Genomic DNA, 19,821 nt, shown 5'->3' with positions numbered 1-19,821 from the left:
GCGCGCCATCCCTTACCCTCGACTTTGCGTTGATATCTATCAAGTCCCCCTCCGCAAGGCCGCGGGACAATGGGGATGTGCCCGCGAGGGCGGAACGGCTGGAACGCACGCACGCGGGAGTCGGCGCTCTGGTCACAACCGGGAGAGAACGTATGACACAGCAAACTGGCCCCATCCTTCTAGCGACCGATCTGAGCGCGCGCGGCGACCGCGCCCTGGACCGCGCGCTGCAACTGGCCAAGGAACTCAATACCAAGCTCATCGTCCTGCATGTCATGGAATCCCATGCCACGCCGGCCCGCCTGACCACGCCCGTATGGCGACGCCTGTCGACGGACCACAAGGCCGTGGCCGAGCGCGAGCTGGCCGAAGACCTGGCGGCGGCCGACGTGCCGACAGAAGTCGTGGTGGTCAGCGGCGATCCGCTGGCCCGCATCATGGAAACCGCCGACAGCTACGGTTGTTCGCTGATCGTGACCGGCACCGCGCGCGATGAAACGCTGGGCCGCCTGCTGCTGGGAACCACGGTGGAAAAGCTGGCCCGCCAGGCGCGCCACCCCGTGCTGGTCGTCAAGACCCGCCCGCGCCGGCCGTACCGCGACGTTCTGGTTGCGACCGACTTCTCCGCGGGTTCGCGCCAGGCCCTGCGCGCCGCGCTGCAACTCGTGCCGAACGCGGACCTGACCCTGTTCCACTCCTACGACGTCCCATTCCAGGGCAAGAACGTGCCGGACGATGCCGTCACGCGCAACTTCTACAAGGCCGCGGAACAGAGCGCCCGCGAGTTCATCGCCGAAACGCCCGAACTGGCCCAGGTCCCCGCCCCCAAGGTGGTTCTGGAATGCGGGCAGCCGGAAACCGTGCTGTCGGAGTATTCGTTCAACCACCGTTCCGACCTGGTCGTGACCGGCACGCACGGTCGCACGGGCATCCTGCGCACCGCCATCGGCAGCGTCGCCGAACGCCTGCTGGAATCGCTGCCCAGCGACGTGCTGATCGTCAGGCTGCTCGGCGAGGAATAATCCCTTGCGGGCATGAAAAACGGCGCCTCGGCGCCGTTTTTTTATGGGATCCGCATCCTAGGCTTCGTCGCCCTGCTTCTCCATGGTTTCTATCGTGCCCCGCAACAAGTGCAGCAGCACCAGGCCGGGCAGCGCGATCACTACGGTCAACAGGAAGAAACCGGGCCAGCCCATGGCATTGACCAGCGGCGGCGTGAGCGGGCCGGCCAGATACGTGCGGCCCACGGCCGACAACGCCGACAGCAGGGCGAACTGGGTGGCGGAGAACCGCTGGCGGCATAGCGCCATCAACAGGCCGACAAAGGACGCCGTGCCCAGGCCGCCACACAGGTTTTCTATGCCCACCCCTGCCGCCATCAGCCAAAGATTCTTGGGGCTGACGGCGATCAGCCAATACGCCAGGTTCGACACCGCTTGCAGCAGCCCGAATGCCATCAGCGACCGGTACAGGCCCCAGCGCGACATGATCGATCCGCCGGCCAGCGCGCCGACAATGGTGGCGGCCAGTCCCAGCACCTTGTTCACCGTACCCACTTCCGTCGGCGTGAAGCCCGCGCCGCGGATCAGGAAGGTAGTGGACAAGGCGCCCGCGAACGCATCGCCCAGCTTGTACAGCACGATCAGCAGCAGCACGGCCAACGCGCCACGCCGGGTGAAGAATTCGCGCAATGGCTCGCCCACGGCCTCGCGCAACGTGCGCGGCGGATTGGCGACGTTCTCGGGCTCGGGCGCCCAGAACGTGGCCAGCGTGCATAACAGCATCAGCCCGCCCATCAGCACGTAGGTATTGCCCCAGCCTATCCATTGGTCCGCGAGGATCAGCGCCAGCCCGCCGGACACGATCATCGCCAGCCGGTAGCCCATGACCTTGATGGCCGCGCCCGCGCCGCGCTCCTCCTTGCGCAGCACGTCCGTGCAATACGCGTCGAAAGCGATGTCCTGCGTGGCCGACAGAAAGGCCACCAGCACGGCCAGCAGCGCCAGGGTCTGCAACGCAGACGACGGCGACAATGCGCCCATGACCATGATGGCCACGGCCAGCAGCAACTGGGTCAGCAGCATCCAGCCGCGGCGCCGGCCCAGCAACGGCGGCGCATAGCGGTCCACCAGCGGGGCCCAGAGAAACTTGAGGGTATAGGCGCTGCCCACCAGGGTCAGGAAACCGATCTGCTGCAGCGGCACGTTTTCCACCGTGGCCCAGGCCTGCAAGGTCCCGCTGGTCAGGGCCAGCGGCAATCCGCTGGCAAAGCCCAGGACCAGCAAAGGGGCCACGCGGGGGCTGGTATAGACGTTGGATGCAACGGTAATGACGGTCTCCTGAAACACGCCGGCGCGCCGCTGGCGGCCACAGGCTTGCGGCATTTTAGGGCCTACCGGCCCGCGTTGCAGACAGGATGCGTGTCGGAATGTCAGGGCGACGCGAAACGGTACACCGCCAGCGTGCTGCGCCAGCTGGGCAACACCTTCACTTCACGCCCTTCGTTGAAGGTGGCGCGCTCGAGAATGCTGAGCTTCAATTCGCCGGCCAGCTGTTCGAAGTCACGCAACGTGCACAGGTGGATGTTCGGCGTGTTGTACCACTGGTAGGGCATCTGGCCCGTCACTGGCATGCGGCCGCGCAGGATGGCCCAGCCATGCGGCCAGTAGCCAAAGTTGGGAAACGACACGACGCCAAAGCGCGCCACCCGCGCCATTTCGCGCAGGATGTGTTCGGTCCGGTGCATGGATTGCAGGGTCTGCGACAGCACCACGGTGTCGAACTGCTTGTCGTCGAACAGCGCCAGTCCGTCTTCCAGGTTCTGCTGGATCACTTCGACCCCGCGTCGCACGCAGGCGATGACGCAGTTGTCATCGAGCTCGACGCCCGCGCCCCGCACCTGCCTGTGGTCGCGCAGATGCGCCAGCAGCGCGCCGTCGCCGCAACCCAGGTCCAGGACGCGGCTGCCGGGCTCGATCCAGCTGGCGATACGCGCCAGGTCAGGCCGCAGGACGCTGTGCGCGGGGCGGGGAGTCACGGGAGTCATGCGGAACGTCCTTCGGTCTGGGCGGCATCGCCGAGGCCGAGCTCGCGCGCGATGCGTTCGTAATAGCCGCGAACCACGGCGTGGTAGCGGGCGTCTTCCAGGAGGAACGCGTCGTGGCCATGCGGCGCGTCGATCTCGGCGTAGGTCACGGGGCTGGCATTCTTGAGCAGGGCGCGCACGATTTCGCGCGAGCGTTCCGGCGGGAAGCGCCAGTCGGTCGAGAACGACACCAGCAGGAAATCGGCCTTGGCCGGGGCCAACGCGCGGGACAGGTCGCCGCCGGTGGTACGCGCCGGATCGAAGTAGTCCAGCGCGCGCGTGATCAGCAGATAGGTGTTGGCGTCGAAATAGCGGGTGAACTTCTCGCCCTGGTAACGCAGGTACGACTCCACCTCGAACTCGACGTCGTAGCCGTAGTGGTAAGCCCCGTTTTCGGCCGGCGAGCGCTGGGCGCGGCCGAATTTCTCGGCCATGTCGTCATCGGACAGATAGGTGATATGCCCGATCATGCGCGCCACCGACAGGCCGCGCCGCGGCACGGTGTCCTGGGCGTAATAATCGCCGCCGTGGAAATCCGGATCGGTGATGATGGCGCGGCGCGCCACCTCGTTAAAGCCGATATTCTGAGCCGACAGGCGCGGCGTGCTGGCGATGACCACGCAATTGGCTACCCGATCCGGCAGGGTGATGGCCCAGCTGAGCGCCTGCATGCCGCCCAGCGATCCGCCCATCACCGCCGCGAAACGGGCGATTCCAAAATGATCCGCGACCCGCGCCTGCGCGCGCACCCAGTCCTCGACGGTCAGCACAGGGAAAGCGGCGCCCCAGGGCTTGCCGGTTTCTGGATTGATGCTGGCCGGACCGGTCGAGCCGAAGCAGGAGCCCAGGTTATTGACGCCGATCACGAAGAAGATATTGGTGTCCACGGGCTTGCCCGGGCCCACCATGTTGTCCCACCAGCCCACGTCGCTGGGGTTGTCCGCCGCCTGTCCCGCCACGTGGTGCGACGCATTCAGCGCGTGGCAGATCAGGACCGCGTTGCTGCGCTGGGCATTGAGCGTGCCGTAGGTTTCGACCGCCAGTTCATAGGCGGCCAGGGACTGGCCGCTCTGCAAGGACAGGGGCTCATCGAATCGGATGAAGGTGGGAGCGACGAGGCCGACCGAACCGGGATCAACGGAATCGGAAGTCGTGACGGGTGCGGGTACGAACCCGCTGGCCGAATCACCGGCCAAATTCTGGGCAGGAGTGGTCATACGGACCTCTTTAGCTGGATTTATTGGAAGGCGCCCGCAAGCGGATCAGGCAAATCGGCGCCGAAAAATTTTGTACTGCGGCAGGAATTCTAGCACTGCTTGAGCGGGACGCAGCGTCGGACGCTCAGGCTCCAGCCTCCCAGGGCTCCTGTCCCAGGTACTCGTACCGCTCGGTGTTCACCCGCGATATGCGCCATTCCACGGCCTGCCGTTTATAGGAAAACGCCACACGGCGGATCTCCAGCAAGGGGCTGCCTTCGGCCACGCCGAGCGCCCGCGCCTGCATGCGCTCGGCCACGCAGGTGCGTAGCCGCTCGTCAGTGGCGATCACGTTCACGCCGAAGACGTCCTGGTACAGCGCATACAGCGTGCTGGCGCGGTCGCGCAGGTGCGCTTCGGTCATGCCCGGAAAGCACGATTCCGGCAGGCAGATTTCGTCCATCATCACCACGTCCCCGTTGAGCGACAGCAGGTTGAGGAACTCGAACACCATGGCGCCGGCGGGCAGATTGAGTTTCTCGCGCGCGATGGCCGATGCCCGCACGCGGCGAAAACGCAGCAGTTCGGTCGCGGGATAGGACTTGTCGCCATCCTGGCGCACGATGCGGAAGAACTTGAAGAAATGATGGTTGCGCGTATGCACGGCCACATAGGTGCCGCGGCCCTGATGGCGCACCAGGATGTTCTCCGCCGCCAATTCGTCGATGGCCTTGCGCAAGGTGCCGATGGATACGCCGAAGCGCTCCGCCAGCAGTTTCTCGGGCGGTATCGCCTCGCCCTGCTTCCATTCGCCCTGCGCCAGCGCGGCCAGCACGGCCTGCTTGACCTGCGCATACAAGGGACTGCCCAAAGGCACAGTCGAGGACAGACTGGTATTCATGGATGCATCGCAAAAATCTGGAGTCCACAGTGTAGCGGCGGGGACGGAACCTGCTCAAGTCATACAATTCATATATATGATTTAGTTGACATGCACGAAACCGGGTCCTAAGATTTCCTGGCCGTAGTGATCCGCGCCCGCCGCCGCATCTGCCGGGCGCCCCCAGCCCAAGAGAGGAAGACAAATGATTCACGCCGTATTGCACGATGCCAAGGACACAGTGGCGGTCGCCGTGGTGGAAGGCGTCACCGCCGGAACGGAGCTCAACGCCTGGATCATGGATGAGGACAAGATCATCCATGTGCGCGCGTCGCAGGACATACCCATCGGTCACAAGGTGGCGATGAAGGACATGGCCGTGGGCGACACCGTCTTCAAGTACGGCGTCGACATCGGCCGCGTGGTGGAGCCCATCAAGGCCGGCCAGCACGCCCATGTGCACAACATCAAGACCAAGCGCTGGTAAGCCCTCCATCCCGCACAGGAATCCACCATGTCCATCATCAATTCCTCGACCACCTTCCAGGGCTACCGCCGCGACAATGGCCGCGTCGGCGTCCGCAACCACGTCATCGTCCTGCCCGTGGACGACATTTCCAATGCCGCGGCCGAAGCCGTCGCGAACAACATCAAGGGCACGATGGCCCTGCCTCATCCCTACGGCCGGCTGCAATTCGGCGAAGACCTGGAACTGCATTTCCGCACCCTGATCGGCACCGGCTGCAATCCCAACGTCGCCGCGGTGGTGGTGATCGGCATCGAAGAAGGCTGGACCAAGCGCGTGGTGGACGGCATCGCCGCCACCGGCAAACCCGTCATGGGCTTCAGCATCGAATTGCACGGCGACCACGACACCATCATGCGCGCCTCGCGTTGCGCCAAGGAATTCGTCCACTACGCCACGGCGCTGACGCGCAGCGAATGCCCAATCGCCGATTTGTGGGTGTCCACCAAATGCGGAGAATCCGACACGACGTCCGGCTGTGGCGCCAACCCTACCGTGGGCAATGCGTTCGACAAGCTGTATGCGTTGGGCTCCACCCTGGTCTTCGGCGAGACCTCGGAACTGACCGGCGGCGAACACATCGTGGCCGAACGTTGCGCCAACGACGCCGTGCGCGAGCGCTTCATGTTCATGTTCAACCGCTACCAGGCCATGATCGACCGCTGGAAAACCAGCGACCTGTCTGAATCCCAACCCACCAAGGGCAATATCGCGGGCGGCCTGACCACCATCGAGGAAAAGGCGCTGGGTAACATCCAGAAGATCGGCAAGCAATGCCGGGTGGACGGCGTGATCGACAAAGCCGAAATCCCCGATGGCCCCGGCCTCTGGTTCATGGACTCGTCTTCCGCCGCGGCCGAAATGGTCACCCTGTGCGCGGCTTCGGGCTATGCAGTGCACTTCTTCCCCACGGGCCAGGGCAACGTCATTGGCAATCCCATCCTGCCTGTCATCAAGATCTGCGCCAATCCGCGCACGGTGCGCACCATGTCCGAGCACATCGACGTGGATACCAGCGGTCTGCTGCAACGCGAAATCGACCTGAACCAGGCGGGCGACAAGCTGCTGGAATGCATGCTGGCCACCGCCAACGGCCGCTGGACCGCGGCCGAAGCGCTGGGCCACCGCGAATTCGTCCTGACCCGCATCTTCGAAAGCGCCTGATCGCGCCTGCCGTCCCCGGCGACGGCGCGTCCGCAATAACGCTCGCGGACGCGCCGCCCCGTCGTCAGCATCATCCCGCATCCCCCGCAGCATCGTCTCAAAACCACACCAGCAGACCTGGGCGATTTCCGCCGCGGCAGCACAGGCGGTTGCATTCCTACCCGGGCGCCACCCAAGGAGGAAGACAGATGAGTAGCGAACACGATCACCATCCCGACGCCGCGCAACGCCGGCGCCTGCTCGGCGCCATGGGCGCCGCCGGACTCTGTGCGCTGGCGCCGTGGCAACGCGCGCTGGCGCAGAAAGGCTGGCCCGAGCGGCCGATTAATTACGTCGTGCCTTTTCCGCCCGGCGGCCTGACGGACGTGGCCGCACGGCAGGTGGGCAAGGCCCTGAGCGACGCCGAGCGCTGGAACGTGGTGGTGGAAAACAAGCCCGGCGGCAGCGCCAACATCGGCGCGGCACATGTCTCGCATGCCGCGCCCGACGGCTATACCTGGCTGGCGATCACGCTTTCGCATGCCGCCAACGCCACACTCTTCGCCGGCAAGGCGGGCTACGACCTGACGCGCGACCTCACCCCGCTTGCAGGACTGGCATCCTCGCCCATCATGGTGGTGGTCAATTCCAAGAGCGACATCAAGACCATGGCCGATCTGGCGAAGGCCGCCCGCTCCAGATCGCTGTCGGCCGGATCCAGCGGCAACGGCACGCCGCCACACCTCACGTTGGCGCTTTATCAGAAGCTCACCGGGCTGCCGATGATGCACATCCCCTACAAGGGCGGCGCGCCCTCGCTTACCGACCTGATAGGCGGCCATCTGGACGTCGTGTTCTCTAACTATCCGGAATCGCTCGCGCATGTGAAGAATGGTTCGTTGCGCGCCCTGGCCATCACGACCCGCGAGCGCAGCGCGGACCTGCCCGACGTGCCGACCGTGAAGGAAGCTGGGCTCCCCGACCTGATCGTCGAGAACTTTACCGGTGTGCTGGCGCCGGCAGGCACGCCGCCCGAACTGGTGCAGCGCATCGGCGACGCCATCGTGCGCCAGATATCGCAGCCCGCCATGAAGCAGGCGCTGCTTCAGCTGGGCTTCGTGCCGCAGCCGCGCGGCCCGGCCGAGTTCGGCGCATACCTCAAATCCGAGGTGGATCGCTGGGCCAAGATCATCCGCGACGCCAACATCCAGATCGCCTGACGGAGGAGTTCTCGCCCATGCATATCCTTATCTCCGAGTTCATGGACGCGCCCGCGGTGGACGCGCTGCGCCAGCGGTTCGACGTGCGGTATGCGCCCGACCTGGTGGAGCAGCGCGATGCGCTGCTGGCGGCAGCGGGCGAGGCCGACGGCCTCATCGTCCGCAACCGCAGCCGGGTGGACGCCGCGCTGCTTCAGGCTGCCCCGCGACTGCGGGCGGTGGGCCGCCTGGGCGTGGGGCTGGACAACATCGACCTGGACGCCTGCGCGGCCCGCGGCATCGCAGTCATACCCGCTACCGGCGCGAATGCGCGCGCAGTCGCCGAATACGTCGTCGGCACGGTGCTGATGCTGTTGCGTGGCGCCTATGGCTCGTCGGCCGAAGTCGCGGCAGGCGCGTGGCCTCGCGCGGCGCTTTCGCAAGGCCTGGAAGCGCAGGGCCGCACGCTCGGCATCGTGGGTTTTGGCGGCATCGGCCGGCTGACCGCGCGCCTCGCGCAAGGGCTGGACATGCGCGTGGCGGGCTGCGATGCGGCCCTGCCGCCGGACCACCCCGCCTGGCGAGAATGCGGCGTCGCCGCCATGTCCCTGGATGATCTGCTGACCCATTCCGATGCCGTTACCTTGCACCTTCCGCTCACGCCCGGCACGCGGCGGCTGCTGGACGCCAACCGCATTGCCCGCATGCGGCCGGGCGCGGTGCTGATCAATACCTCGCGCGGCGGCATCGTGGATGAAGCAGCCTTGGCCAACGCCCTGCGAACGGGGCATTTACGCGGCGCCGCGCTGGATGTTTTTGACCAGGAACCGCTGCCCGCCGGGACCCCGCTGGCCGGTGCGCCCAATCTGATCCTGACGCCGCATATCGCCGGACTGACGCAAGAAGCCAACACCCGGGTTTCCGACATGGTGGCCGCCGGTGTGACAATGGCACTTACCGGCGGCGACGCGGTATGCGCGGCGCGCGCCTCCTGACGGGAAGGACATGGCTCACATCTATCTGGACGAATTGCAACTCCTGGCCGCGGCCGGCCTGGCCGCGGCGGGCGCCAATCCGGCAATGGCGGCCAGCACCGCCCGGGCGCTGGTCTACGCCGAAAGCCAGGGCCTGGGCTCACACGGCGTATCGCGCGTACCTTTCTATGCCGGCCACTTGCGCGCCGGACGCGCCATCGGCTCGGCCGTGCCGAGCATCGTGCACGAGCGCGGCGGCGCAGCCCTGATCGACGCGGGGTCGGGCCTGGCGTTCCCCGCTTGCGCGCTGGCCGCGGAACAGGCGACAGCACGCGCTCGCGAACACGGCGTATCCTTCGTCGGCGTCACCAACAGCCACCATTTCGGCGCGGCGGCCTATCACCTGGAAGCCCTGGCGGACGCCGGCCTGGTCGCGCTGGCGCTCAGCAATTCACCTGCGGCCATGCCCGCCTGGGGCGGCAAGCGCCCGCTGTTCGGCACCAACCCCATCGCCGCCGTATTCCCCCGCCGCGGCGGCGCGCGTCTCGTGATCGACCTGTCACTATCGCAGGTGGCGCGCGGCAAGCTCATGATCGCCGCCCGCGACAAGCAACCCATTCCGCTGGGTTGGGCGCTGGATGCCGATGGCCAGCCCACGACCGACCCCAAGGCGGGGCTGGAGGGCAGCATGCTGCCCGCGGGCGGCGTCAAGGGCGCGATGCTGGCGCTCATCGTCGAACTGCTGGTGTGCGCGCTGACCGGCGCGCACTTCGGCTTTGAAACGGAATCCTTTTTCGTCGACGAAGGCGGCCCGGCGCGCCTGGGCCAGGCATTCCTGGCCATCGATCCGGGCGCGCTGGCGGGCAACGGCGCCTATCTGGATCGCGTCGAAGCCCTGGTCGAGGCCATGCTGGAAGATGAGGACGTGCGCCTGCCCGGCGACCGCCGCCGCAAGCTGCGCGACGAGGCGCTCAAACACGGCGTGGACATTCCTGACGCACTGATGGCGCAATTGCGCGCCATGTCAGGCGCGGCCTAGCCGGCCCATGGTCAGATCCCGCGGCTGAACCACAGGATCACGGGCGCCAGCAACAGAAACGCCACCGTCGACACCAGCACGGCGCCGGCAGCCGTATCCCCGAGCGTGGTGTAGCGCTTGACGTACATGTAGCTGACCACCGCGCAGGGCATGGCCATCTGCAGACTGAGCGCGCCGGCCAGCACCGGCTCGAGATCCAGCGCCCACACCACTGCCAGCCCCGCCGCCAGGCCCACGGCCAGGCGGATGGCGGCGACCTTGGCGCCGTCGCGCAAGCCATTGGCGGGAATCAGGGCCAAGGCGTGGCCCAGGCTCAGCAGCATCAGCGGCACGGTCACCGCGCCCAGCATCCGAGTCGTCTCGATCAGCCACTCGGGCACCGGCACGTGTAGGACGCGCATGGCCACGGCGATCAGGGAAGCCAGCAGAATCGGACTCTTCCAACTGCCCTTGGTATTCACCCCGGGCAACAGCCGCACCGCGATGGTGTGCATGACAAAAGAGCTCACCGCGAAAAACGCGACCGCCACCGACAGGCCCGCGTCGCCAAACGCCATCTGCGAAATCGGCAGCCCCAGATTGCCGGCGTTGGGTAGGAAGGCGGTAGGCAGCAGCGTGCGCACGGGCAGTTTCCAAGCCTTGAGCAACAGCGCGCATACCAGGGCGCACAGCAGCAGTGCAAGCAAGGTGGCCACCGCCACGTCGGCCAGCGCCCGGTCGTCCAGATGTGTGGTGACGAAGGTGTGGAACACCAGGGCTGGCGTGGTCACCGACGTTACCAGCAATGTGATGAAGGAGCCCCCGAACGGAAGATCCCGCTTGCCCCAGTACACCCCTATGCCGACGCAAAACAGCAGGGGCAACATCAGGACTATCGCTGAAAAATAAAACTGCACGACAGCGGGCATGCGCGTATTCCGTTAAAGATATTCCGTGAGAGATAAGGGGACCGATGCGCCAAAGCATCATCGCTTGCCGGACGGCTGGCGCGAGCGGCAGCATCAGGCAACCTGTCAATCGCCCGGCTCTCGCCTTCAATCGCCATGTCAGCCACTGCACTACCAGCCACGCCCCCGCCCACCAACTCGGCGCTGAACCCAAACGGGAATCCGGCACCGGGCCCCGTCCGCACCATCAAGCCGCTGTCGAAGCGCCAAGTGAGTTGCCTGCAATGGGCTGCCGTGGGCAAGACCAGCTGGGAAACCGCCCGCATCCTGGGCATAAGCGAAAGCACCGTGAATTTCCATCTGTCCAATGCCTGCGCCAAACTGGGCGTGCGGGGCCGGCGCGCCGCGGTGGTCATGGCCCTGCGGCTGGGCCTGATCGTGCATCTCACGGCTTGATCACGACCGAACGCAGGAATTCTTGCGCCCGTTCGGCTGGCAGGCTCTCCACGGTACCGGCCGCCACGGCTTCGATCAGCATGGTGTCGGTCACCCAGACCCGGGCCCGCAACCACCCTGGCTTGCCCATGGCCTTGCCCTGCACCTCGATGTCCTGTCCGTAAGGCGGCCATTCGTTGGGTGGCGGCGCCTGCATGTTGGCATAGAGCGAATGCATCAGCGCCATGCCCAGCGCCTGCTTGGCGGCCGGATCCTTCGCGATGTCGGGCGGCAGCGGCGCGGACCCCACGGCAAAGACCGCCTCGCCCACGGTGGCGCTGGTCAGGGTAAAACGCAAGGTGTGGGTGTCCAGCCTGAGGTCGCGGGTGTCTGTCGTTACCCGATCCGGGAATGCCGCGCGCGCGTGGCCGTCCGCCACGTCCACTTCGCGCCAGTTGTAACTGGGCGAGCAGGCAGTGACCACCAGGGCCAGCGCGGCAATCGCGCCGGCTTTCTTGAACATGAAACGAAACAGCGATGAAATCGTCATTACCCGAGGACCTGGACTGTCTATTCATTTCGAGGAAGCCAGAAATTGTCGCCGATTTCGATGACCCCCGCGCCAGACGGCACGCCGCTGGCCAATTATGTCTGGCCCGCCGCCCCCAACGTAGCCCCGCCGATCGCCGGCCCGGGCACTCCCAGTATCTACCTGCTGCACGGACTTAGCGAGCATGCCGGGCGCTATGACCGGCTGGCGCGCTGGCTGGCGGCCCGCGGCTGGACCGTGGGCGCTCACGACCACCGGGGCCATGGCCGCTCCGGCGGGCGGCCGGCGACCCTGAGCCGCGAAGACGACCTGGTGATGGACGCCGTCGACCGCCTGCACGCCTGGACCCGCCAGCACGGCCGTCCGCCCATCTTGCTGGGCCACAGCCTGGGTGCCCTGGTCGCCGTGCGAATCGCCCTACGCCGCATGGCCGACATCGACGGCCTGGTGCTCAGTTCGCCTCCTTTTGTGGTGCACGTGCCCCCCTGGGTGCGGCGCACGTTGACCTGGATGTCCCTGCATGCGCCGGACCTGCGCGTGCCCCACGGATTGGCGCCAGCCCGCATCTCCCACGATCCGGCCGTGGTGAAGGCGTACCGCAGCGATCCGCTCGTGCGCCGCCATATGACGGGGCGCCTGGCCCGTTTCGTGGACGAAGGCGGCCGGGAATCCCTGCGCGAGGCGCCGCTGCTGGCCTGCCGCACCCTGTTGATGGTGGCGGGCGACGACTCCATTGTCGCTGCCGAAGGCAGCCGCCAATTCGCCCAGCGGGCGCCCGCGGAACTGCTGACCCTGCGTTGGTACGACACCGCCTGGCACGAGATTTTCAATGAAACCGCCCCCATCGCCGACCCGGTCTACGCAGACCTGGACGAGTGGCTGGCGCGCACCGCGCAGGCATTGTCCCTGTCCCCAGTATTGGCTCCCTCGGCACAGGAGGCCGGCACCCCGTAAAATCCGGCGACAGACCCAAACGAGAAGAACCCGTGACCGATACCGCCGCCAACCGCCTCTCCCGCCTGGAGGCCAACCGATCGCTGCTGACCCAAACCCTGCGGGGCATCGAAAAGGAAGGCCTGCGCGTGGACGAACAAGGCGTCCTGTCCCGCAAGCCGCACCCTGCCGGCCTGGGATCGGCGCTGACCAACGAACACGTCACCACCGATTATTCCGAATCCCTGCTCGAACTGATCACGGGCACCCACAAGGACGTGGATGCGCTGCTGGCTGAACTGACCAACACCCACCGCCACGTCTACAGCGTGCTGGACCATGAACTGATCTGGAATCAGTCCATGCCCGCCACGCTCCCGGACGAAGCCGACATTCCCATCGCCTGGTACGGCAAGTCCAACACCGGCATGCTCAAGCACGTTTACCGACGCGGCCTGGCCGTGCGTTACGGCAAGACGATGCAGTGCATCGCCGGCGTGCACTACAACTTCTCGCTGGCCGAAGACCTGTGGTCCGTGCTGGACACGCAGCCCGGCAGCGCGCAGGACCGCCGCTCGCGGGGCTACATCAGCCTGATCCGCAACTTCACGCGCTATTCCTGGCTGCTGATGTATCTGTTCGGCGCCGCCCCCGCGGTATCCAGCGACTTCCTGCGCGGTCGCGAGCATCCGCTGCAAAAGCTGGACGGCAGCACGCTCTATCTTCCCCACGCCACCAGCCTGCGCATGAGCGACCTGGGCTACCAGAACAAGGCGCAGTCGCAGCTCAAGCTCTGCTACAACGACCTGGACACGTTCCTGGGCCGCCTGTATGACGCCGTGACCCAGCCCTGGCCCGACTACCAGAAGATTGGCACCCATCGCGACGGCGAATGGATCCAGCTGAACACCAACGTGCTGCAGATCGAAAACGAGTACTACTCGAGCATCCGCCCCAAGCGCGCCACCGGCCGCTGCGAACGCCCGATCACGGCACTGGCCGAGCGCGGCGTGCAATATGTGGAAGTCCGATGCCTGGACATCGATCCGAACTCGCCGGTCGGCATCGATGCGCGCACCAGCCGCTTCGTCGATGCTTTCCTGCTGTTCTGCACCGCGTCCGACAGCCCCTTCTTCCCCGCCAACGGCTACTGCCAGCGCAGCGCCGACAACTTCTCGACCGTGGTCAAGGAAGGCCGCAAGCCTGGCCTGATGCTGGACCGCGAAGGCCAACCCATCGGCCTGACGCAATGGGGCCACGAACTGCTCGACCAGATCGCCCCCTACGCCGCGCTGTATGACTCGGCCCTGGGCGGCAGCGCCTATGCCGAGGCCCTGCAAGCACAACGCGCCAAACTGGACCAGCCTGAATCCACGCCTTCGGCCCGTCTGCTGGCCTCGCTTTCCGACAGCGGCCTGTCATTCCACGACTATTCGCTCGAGCTCAGCCGCAAGCACGCCGACGCCCTGCGCGCGCAAGCCTTGCCCGCGGACCTGGCGGCCGCCTACCAGCAAGCCGCCGCGCAATCAACGGCGGAACAGCAACGCCTGGAGCAATCGGACACCGAGGATTTCGATACCTATGTGGCCCGCTATCACGCGGCGTTGAAGGCCCCGCGCAAATAAGGCGTATCGTTAGGGTTTTGATCCGCGCCGGCCGCCAGCGGGCGGCGCGGACCGCTCTGTCACATCAGGAGGTTTTCCCCATGCGCCGCACCGCAACATTCCTGTTGGCCTTGGCCACCAGCGTGGCGGGGATAGTCCATGCCGCGCCGCCGCCCATGCAGACCGTGGAATCGGTGGACCTGAAGCGCTACGCCGGCATGTGGTACGAGATCGCGAATTTCCCCATGTTCTTCCAACGCGACTGCGTGGGAGACACCACCGCCGAATACACCGCGCATCCCGACGGCACGGTCGGCGTGAACAATCGCTGCCGCACCAAGGACGGCGACATCGACTCCGCGTCCGGCACCGCCACGGTGGTGGAAGGCAGCAACAACGCCAAGCTCGAAGTCTCGTTCTTCAAGCCGTTCAAGGGCGATTACTGGGTGATCGGCCTGGATCCCGAATACCGTTGGTCGGTGGTCGGCACGCCGGACAGGAAATACTTGTGGATCCTGTCCCGCTCGCCGCAACTGCCCAAGGAAGAACTCGACAAAGCCCTGGACGCCGCCAAAGCCCAGGGCTACCAGCTGGACGAGCTGCGGTTTACCCCGCAGAAGTAACTCAGCCGGCGTAGTCCCGCGCCAGCCGCACCACCGTCACGCCCGGCTTCAACTGCCGCAGCGACGGCATGACCAGCGTGCACCGATCGTAAGGCGTCACGATGGGCTGGCCATCCGCCCAGCCCAGCGTGGAACCGGCTTTTTCGAGCGTCTCCAGCCCGGTCCAGGGCTCGGAGAAGCGCAAATCCATGGATGGCGCGACCACCGCGTCCGTGACTTCCAGCACGCGCTGGTCCACCGCGTCCGGCAACAGCCAGCCTGCCGGCACATCCGCGGCGTCGATCACGCCCGACTCCACCAGCATGCGCGCCACCATGTCCCGCGCCACGTCACGCGCAGCCAATTCGCCATGGAAGCCGCATTCGATCAACAGGGCACAAGCGTCTTCCCGCGCCGGATCGCCGAATTGGCCGAAATCCCGCATGCGCACGCCGTCCTTGTGCCCCGCGTCCACGATCACATGCTGCGGCGCTTTCAAGCGGCGCGCCAGCGCGATGTTGCGCGGCAGGATGCCCGTGAGCAGCAGGGGCGCGCCGGGCTCATGCATGGAATGCAGGTCCAGCAGCCAGTCCGCGCGCTCCACCCAGGGACGCAGCTCCGCGCCGCGCCGGCGGTCCGGCGTCGTGGGGTTATCCAGGCGTTCGGCGCTCCAGACGCGGTTCATGTCCTCGGCAACGAAGCGCGACGCATCGTGATTGGCGTGGTCGAAGCGGTCGAATGCATCCAGGTTGCAGAATGCCAGCGTCAGGCTGCCGCGACGCGGCCGCAGCCCCGCCGCCAGCAGGTCCTTCAACGCCCAGGCACCGCAAAGCTCATTGCCATGCACCAGCGCGGATACCATCAGTGCGCGCCCCGGAAGGCCTGAATCGAAATGCCACACGCCAGGAGTGCCGGTATTGCCGGCGCGTTCGGCGCTCAGGTCGGGAACGGGGAGCTTGAATTCCATGAATAGTTATCCGCTGTGATGCTGGGGTGTTGCGATGGTTGGGCTTCGCGTTACTGGGCTTCGATCTTGGCGGCCTTGACCAGCGCGCCGTACTTCTTGGTTTCCTCTGCCTGGTAGGCGGCCGGGTCCAGGCCCGGCTGCGACAGCACGCCACCGGCTTCCTGCATCTTGGCGCGGAACTGCTCCGACTTCAGCGTGTCGGCCAGCGCGCTGCGCAGCTTGGCGGCCACAGGTTCCGGCAAGCCGGCCGGACCATAGAGCGCGAACCAGACGCTGATGTCCACGGATTCGAATCCCGGTGTTTCCGCCAGGGCGGGCAGGTCCGGCGCCACCGGCGAACGCTTTTTCTCGGTAACGCCCAGCGCCACGATCTTGTCGGCGCGCACTTGCGGCAAGCCCGAGGACAGCACCAGCATGCCGTAGTCCAATTGGCCGCTCATCAGGTCGGTCACCAGCGGCGCCACGCCGCGGTACGGCACATGTTCGGCGCGCGTGCCCGTCGACTGATTGATCATCTCGCCCGCCAGGTGCAGCGTGGTGCCCACGCCGGAGGAGCCATAGTTGAAGCTTCCGGGCGCGGACGCGCGCAGTTTCTGCAGGTACTCCGCGGCGGTCTTCACGCCGGAGTTCTTGCTGGCGGCCAGCAGCATCGGCTGCGAGGCAATCACGCCCAGTGGCGAGAAATCTTTGACGCTGTCGTACTTGACCGCGTTGTTGATCATGCTGGCGATCACCATTTCATTGGTGGAGCCCAGCAGCAAGGTGTAGCCGTCCGGCGCGGCGCGGGCCACGCGCTGCGCGCCGATGGTGCCGCCGGCGCCGCCCACGTTCTCGACCACCACGCTTTGGCCCAGGCGCTTGGCCAGCTCCTCGCCAAACAGGCGCGCCGTCAGGTCCACGCTGCCGCCTGCCGGGTAGCCAACCACCAGCGAGACGGCGCGTTCGGGATACTCGGCGTGCGCGGAAGGCGCCGCGGCTAGCGCGGAAAAGGCACAGAGCGCGGCTAGCGCGCCACGCAACGGATGCAGGACGGATTTCATGGTTTCTCCCTGGGGTGCTGTGGTGGACGGCGGCGCCGTCTCATTCGAGGTTTCGGGAGCTATTCTCGAACGTACACCAGGGATATCTCGTGCTGAATCGACACATTACGGTGCTGATTCAGCACGGATGAGCCCCCTACCAGCCGGATCTCACGCCTTCCGGCTGGCGGTGGCTTCCCAGGCCGCTTCAGCCAGGTCGGCCAGGCGCGCCCGCGACCGGTACAAACGCACCTCGAAGGCAATTTCCTCGCTGCGGCCGCCCAGCGCAGCCAGCGAGCCCCGCCTGCAATCCGCCGCCACCATGGACCAGGGCAGCCAGGCCACCCCCAGGCCCTTGGCGACCGCGCCGTGCGCGGCATCCAGCGAGTCGCTGCGCAGGAACGGCGTCAAGGCGTAGGGCGTGGCTTCCAGGCGATCTCCCACGATACGCTCCATAGCCAAACCGCCCGCGTAGGTAATCAATGGCACGGATGCACCGCCTTCCTGCAACACATAGCGGGGACGCCCACGCGAGTCTGCCTGGCTGACGGGCACCAGCTTGTCCGTGCCCAAGGTCATATAGCGGTAGCGCCCGGGGCTCAGCTGAACGGACAGGGCCGGGTGCTCGTAGCAGCAGAGCAAATCCACCCGCCCTTGCTCCAGGCGAGCCGCCATGTCCTGCATCATGCCGGTGGACAGCTCGACCTGCGTGCCCTCGGTCAAGACCTTTGGGGCCCGGTGGCGCAAACGCGCGATCCAGTCCGCCACCAGCGTGCGGGCAAGGCTGCGGCCGGTGGCAATGCGCAGCACGGCCTCGCCGCCCGCGCCGAAGCTGCGGATGCGGTGGCGCACCTGCCCCATCTGCTCCACCACCTGCGTAGCGGTCTTCAGCAGGGCTTCGCCTTCGGCGGTCAACACCACGGGCAGGCGCTGGCGCTCGATCAGCGGCGCTCCTGCCCACGCCTCCAGCGCGCGGATGCGCCGGCCGAAAGCAGGATGCGTGACATGGCGCAGTTCGGCAGCACGCACGAAGCTGCCGGTCTGCGCCAGGGCAATCAGGTCTTCTAGGAGTTTCAGGTCGGCCATGGACGTAAAGCTTACGCCATCGGCCGGCCGTTCACTTGGCGCCCAGCCCCATCATCGCCAGGGTGGCGCGAGTCAGCTCGCTATCCGGGTCTTCCAGTTCGTTGACCAGATCGAAGTGGTTGCAGTGCGGCGTGGGAATGCGGGTGGACGTCAGTCCGGCAGCGTTCCACGCGGCCTCGTACGCAGCGGTCTGGTTCTTGAAACCCTGGGTCTCCAACCCACCCACCGCCAGCAACATGGGGCCGGCGCGCTCGGGCAGGTGGAAGATGGGGCTTTGGTGCGCCGCCTGTTCGGGCGTCAGTTGCAGCCAGGTATTCGGCAGGATGTCGCACAAGGGCCGCAGATCGAACAGCCCGCTGAGCGCCAAGGTGCCCTTGATCACATCGTCGGGCACGCCATAGCGCGCCGTCCAGCCGGGCGCGACCAGCATGCCCGCCAGATGCCCGCCCGCGGAGCTGCCGCTGACGTAGATCCGGTTGGGGTCCACGCCATAGGCCGCCACGTTGCGGTATAGCCAGGCCACGGCGGAGCGCACTTCCCGCACAACCTCGCCCAGCGTCGCTTCGGGCACGAGCGTGTATTCCAGGGTGGCAACGGCAGCGCCCGCGGCGTTGAAGGCCTCGGCCATGACGGGCGCGTCTTCCTTGCGCTGTGCGCGCCAGTAGCCCCCGTGGATGAAAACGAACAGCGGCGCCGGCGCCTGCGAGGCCGCCGGCAGGAACAGGTCCAGTCTTTCGTCCTGCCCCATGCCGTAGCGCAGGTCCAGCACGCCGGGACGGCGCGTGCGCACGCGAGCAGACGACTCGGCATAGCGGCGCACGCAGGCATCGAAATCAGGCACCGATTCGCGCGCGTTGTACTGCACCTCGCGCTCGGCGATGGTGGGGAAGAAAAGGTCGATGTCGTGGTTATGCATGCCGGGCCTGCGGTTTGGGCTGCGATTGGGGCTGGGAAATGATGCGTTCGATGAACTGCGCGGTCTTGCGGTAGTGCGCGGCCAGCATGGCGACCGAGCCTTCGACGTCGCGCGAAATCGCGGCGTCCAGCAGCTGGCGGTGCTCGTCGTCGACGTTGCGCTCCGGCCCGTAAGCAGTTGCGCCGGCCCGCGCGGGGCGGCGATAGCGTTCGGTCTGCGCGTAGAGCTGGGTGGAAAGATCCAACAACCAGTTGGAGCGGCACGCGCCTATCAGCGCATGGTGGAACTCCAGGTGGCGCGCCTCCAGCAGTTCTTCCAGTTCTTCCGAAGGTTCGGCGGCCTGGTCGGCGCGCTGCGCGGCCAGGGTCAGCGCGTGGTATGCGCCCACCAGGCGCGTTTCCCAGGCGTCATCCGCATTGGCGAGCGAACGGCGCAAGGCGTCACAGTCGATCAGGATGCGCGTTTCACAGGCGTCCCACATTTCCTCGACCGATAAGGGCGCGATGCTGAAGCCGCGCGAGGTGGTGCTGATGACCATGCGTTCGCTGCGCAGCCGGTTGAGCGCCTCGCGGATAGGCGAAAAACTGCTGCCGTAGCGCTGCTTCAGCAATTCCAGCCGCAGGGACTGGCCCGGCGCAAAAGCGCCGCGCATGATGTCGCGCCGCAGCAGGCGGTAGACCTGCTCGGACAGCGTGATTTCTTCCACGCCGGCGCTCCCGTCCGATCCGGGATCGTCCTGGCGGGAAGCTTTTATTCTAGGCTTCAAGATGGTCTCCAGAT

21 protein-coding genes and 1 riboswitch are annotated in these 19,821 nt (G+C 66.4%); of the genes, 10 read left to right on the top strand and 11 right to left on the bottom strand.

Annotated elements, in window-relative coordinates; all coding sequences use genetic code 11:
- Positions 1-152: 152 nt before the first annotated feature.
- On the top strand, positions 153-1,022 hold the full coding sequence (locus CEY08_RS07985) for a universal stress protein (RefSeq protein WP_042795504.1): 870 nt from the start codon (positions 153-155) through the stop codon (positions 1,020-1,022).
- A 57-nt stretch (positions 1,023-1,079) separates the two neighbouring features.
- On the opposite strand, the gene CEY08_RS07980 is transcribed toward CEY08_RS07985, so the two are convergent.
- The 4 genes from CEY08_RS07980 to CEY08_RS07965 all read right to left on the bottom strand — a co-directional run bounded on the left by CEY08_RS07980 (position 1,080) and on the right by CEY08_RS07965 (position 5,182).
- Positions 1,080-2,384 carry a muropeptide transporter gene (locus tag CEY08_RS07980; RefSeq protein ID WP_076817201.1) on the bottom strand — a complete coding sequence of 435 codons (1,305 nt, stop codon included), beginning with the start codon at positions 2,382-2,384 and terminating at the stop codon, positions 1,080-1,082.
- 47 nt (positions 2,385-2,431) lie between these two features.
- Positions 2,432-3,046 carry a methionine biosynthesis protein MetW gene (gene metW / locus CEY08_RS07975; RefSeq protein WP_042795505.1) on the bottom strand — a complete coding sequence of 205 codons (615 nt, stop codon included), beginning with the start codon at positions 3,044-3,046 and terminating at the stop codon, positions 2,432-2,434.
- Complete coding sequence (gene metX / locus CEY08_RS07970; RefSeq protein WP_076817199.1) at positions 3,043-4,302, bottom strand: homoserine O-succinyltransferase MetX; 1,260 nt, start codon at positions 4,300-4,302, stop codon at positions 3,043-3,045. Before metX ends, metW begins: the two co-directional genes overlap by 4 nt.
- Positions 4,292-4,373, bottom strand: a riboswitch (SAM riboswitch). Its footprint overlaps the gene before it by 11 nt.
- A gap of 53 nt (positions 4,374-4,426) precedes the next feature.
- Positions 4,427-5,182, bottom strand: coding sequence for a GntR family transcriptional regulator (locus CEY08_RS07965; protein WP_042795506.1), 756 nt, complete (start codon positions 5,180-5,182; stop codon positions 4,427-4,429).
- A 184-nt stretch (positions 5,183-5,366) separates the two neighbouring features.
- On the opposite strand from CEY08_RS07965, the gene CEY08_RS07960 reads away from it, so the two are divergent.
- The 5 genes from CEY08_RS07960 to CEY08_RS07940 all read left to right on the top strand — a co-directional run bounded on the left by CEY08_RS07960 (position 5,367) and on the right by CEY08_RS07940 (position 10,042).
- A complete protein-coding gene (locus CEY08_RS07960) occupies positions 5,367-5,648 on the top strand; it encodes a UxaA family hydrolase (RefSeq protein ID WP_042795507.1) in 282 nt (93 codons plus the stop codon).
- A gap of 27 nt (positions 5,649-5,675) precedes the next feature.
- Complete coding sequence (locus tag CEY08_RS07955; protein ID WP_042795508.1) at positions 5,676-6,851, top strand: UxaA family hydrolase; 1,176 nt, start codon at positions 5,676-5,678, stop codon at positions 6,849-6,851.
- Positions 6,852-7,039: 188 nt separating this feature from the next.
- Positions 7,040-8,050 carry a Bug family tripartite tricarboxylate transporter substrate binding protein gene (locus CEY08_RS07950; RefSeq protein ID WP_042795509.1) on the top strand — a complete coding sequence of 337 codons (1,011 nt, stop codon included), beginning with the start codon at positions 7,040-7,042 and terminating at the stop codon, positions 8,048-8,050.
- 17 nt (positions 8,051-8,067) lie between these two features.
- Positions 8,068-9,024: a hydroxyacid dehydrogenase gene (locus CEY08_RS07945; RefSeq protein WP_076817197.1), complete on the top strand. Its 957-nt coding sequence runs from the start codon at positions 8,068-8,070 to the stop codon at positions 9,022-9,024.
- A 10-nt stretch (positions 9,025-9,034) separates the two neighbouring features.
- The gene (locus CEY08_RS07940; RefSeq protein WP_063639342.1) at positions 9,035-10,042 is read left to right on the top strand and encodes an Ldh family oxidoreductase; all 1,008 of its coding nucleotides are present in this window, start codon (positions 9,035-9,037) and stop codon (positions 10,040-10,042) included.
- Positions 10,043-10,053: 11 nt separating this feature from the next.
- On the opposite strand, the gene CEY08_RS07935 is transcribed toward CEY08_RS07940, so the two are convergent.
- A complete protein-coding gene (locus CEY08_RS07935) occupies positions 10,054-10,950 on the bottom strand; it encodes an AEC family transporter (RefSeq protein ID WP_042795511.1) in 897 nt (298 codons plus the stop codon).
- A gap of 135 nt (positions 10,951-11,085) precedes the next feature.
- Between CEY08_RS07935 and CEY08_RS07930 the strand changes: the two genes are divergently transcribed.
- Positions 11,086-11,385, top strand: a complete 300-nt coding sequence (locus tag CEY08_RS07930; protein WP_082884474.1) for a helix-turn-helix domain-containing protein — start codon at positions 11,086-11,088, stop codon at positions 11,383-11,385.
- Here the strand turns inward: CEY08_RS07930 and CEY08_RS07925 are convergent.
- Positions 11,375-11,914 (bottom strand): hypothetical protein, encoded by a 540-nt coding sequence (locus CEY08_RS07925; protein ID WP_042795512.1) that lies wholly within the window; start codon positions 11,912-11,914, stop codon positions 11,375-11,377. The two genes, CEY08_RS07930 and CEY08_RS07925, sit on opposite strands and share 11 nt — an antisense overlap.
- 60 nt (positions 11,915-11,974) lie before the next feature.
- On the opposite strand from CEY08_RS07925, the gene CEY08_RS07920 reads away from it, so the two are divergent.
- From CEY08_RS07920 to CEY08_RS07910, 3 genes are all read left to right on the top strand, one after another.
- Positions 11,975-12,868, top strand: a complete 894-nt coding sequence (locus tag CEY08_RS07920; protein ID WP_170946314.1) for an alpha/beta hydrolase — start codon at positions 11,975-11,977, stop codon at positions 12,866-12,868.
- A gap of 32 nt (positions 12,869-12,900) precedes the next feature.
- Positions 12,901-14,472 (top strand): glutamate--cysteine ligase, encoded by a 1,572-nt coding sequence (gene gshA, locus CEY08_RS07915; RefSeq protein ID WP_063960451.1) that lies wholly within the window; start codon positions 12,901-12,903, stop codon positions 14,470-14,472.
- 80 nt (positions 14,473-14,552) lie between these two features.
- A complete protein-coding gene (locus CEY08_RS07910) occupies positions 14,553-15,074 on the top strand; it encodes a lipocalin family protein (RefSeq protein WP_042795514.1) in 522 nt (173 codons plus the stop codon).
- Position 15,075: 1 nt separating this feature from the next.
- Here CEY08_RS07910 and CEY08_RS07905 read toward each other — a convergent pair whose 3' ends face one another.
- The 5 genes from CEY08_RS07905 to CEY08_RS07885 all read right to left on the bottom strand — a co-directional run bounded on the left by CEY08_RS07905 (position 15,076) and on the right by CEY08_RS07885 (position 19,807).
- Positions 15,076-16,020 carry a M14 family metallopeptidase gene (locus CEY08_RS07905; RefSeq protein ID WP_063639340.1) on the bottom strand — a complete coding sequence of 315 codons (945 nt, stop codon included), beginning with the start codon at positions 16,018-16,020 and terminating at the stop codon, positions 15,076-15,078.
- A 50-nt stretch (positions 16,021-16,070) separates the two neighbouring features.
- Positions 16,071-17,060 carry a Bug family tripartite tricarboxylate transporter substrate binding protein gene (locus tag CEY08_RS07900; protein ID WP_042795516.1) on the bottom strand — a complete coding sequence of 330 codons (990 nt, stop codon included), beginning with the start codon at positions 17,058-17,060 and terminating at the stop codon, positions 16,071-16,073.
- Between the two features lie 150 nt (positions 17,061-17,210).
- Complete coding sequence (locus CEY08_RS07895; RefSeq protein WP_042795517.1) at positions 17,211-18,125, bottom strand: LysR family transcriptional regulator; 915 nt, start codon at positions 18,123-18,125, stop codon at positions 17,211-17,213.
- Between the two features lie 31 nt (positions 18,126-18,156).
- Complete coding sequence (locus CEY08_RS07890; RefSeq protein WP_042795518.1) at positions 18,157-19,041, bottom strand: alpha/beta hydrolase; 885 nt, start codon at positions 19,039-19,041, stop codon at positions 18,157-18,159.
- A complete protein-coding gene (locus CEY08_RS07885; protein ID WP_042795519.1) occupies positions 19,034-19,807 on the bottom strand; it encodes a GntR family transcriptional regulator in 774 nt (257 codons plus the stop codon). The genes CEY08_RS07890 and CEY08_RS07885 overlap by 8 nt, the downstream gene beginning before the upstream one ends.
- Between the last annotated feature and the right edge of the window lie 14 nt (positions 19,808-19,821).

The sequence above is a fragment of the Achromobacter insolitus genome (genome assembly GCF_002209555.1).
Lineage (GTDB): Bacteria > Pseudomonadota > Gammaproteobacteria > Burkholderiales > Burkholderiaceae_B > Achromobacter > Achromobacter insolitus.
This window is presented reverse-complemented; position numbering and strand designations above follow the sequence as displayed.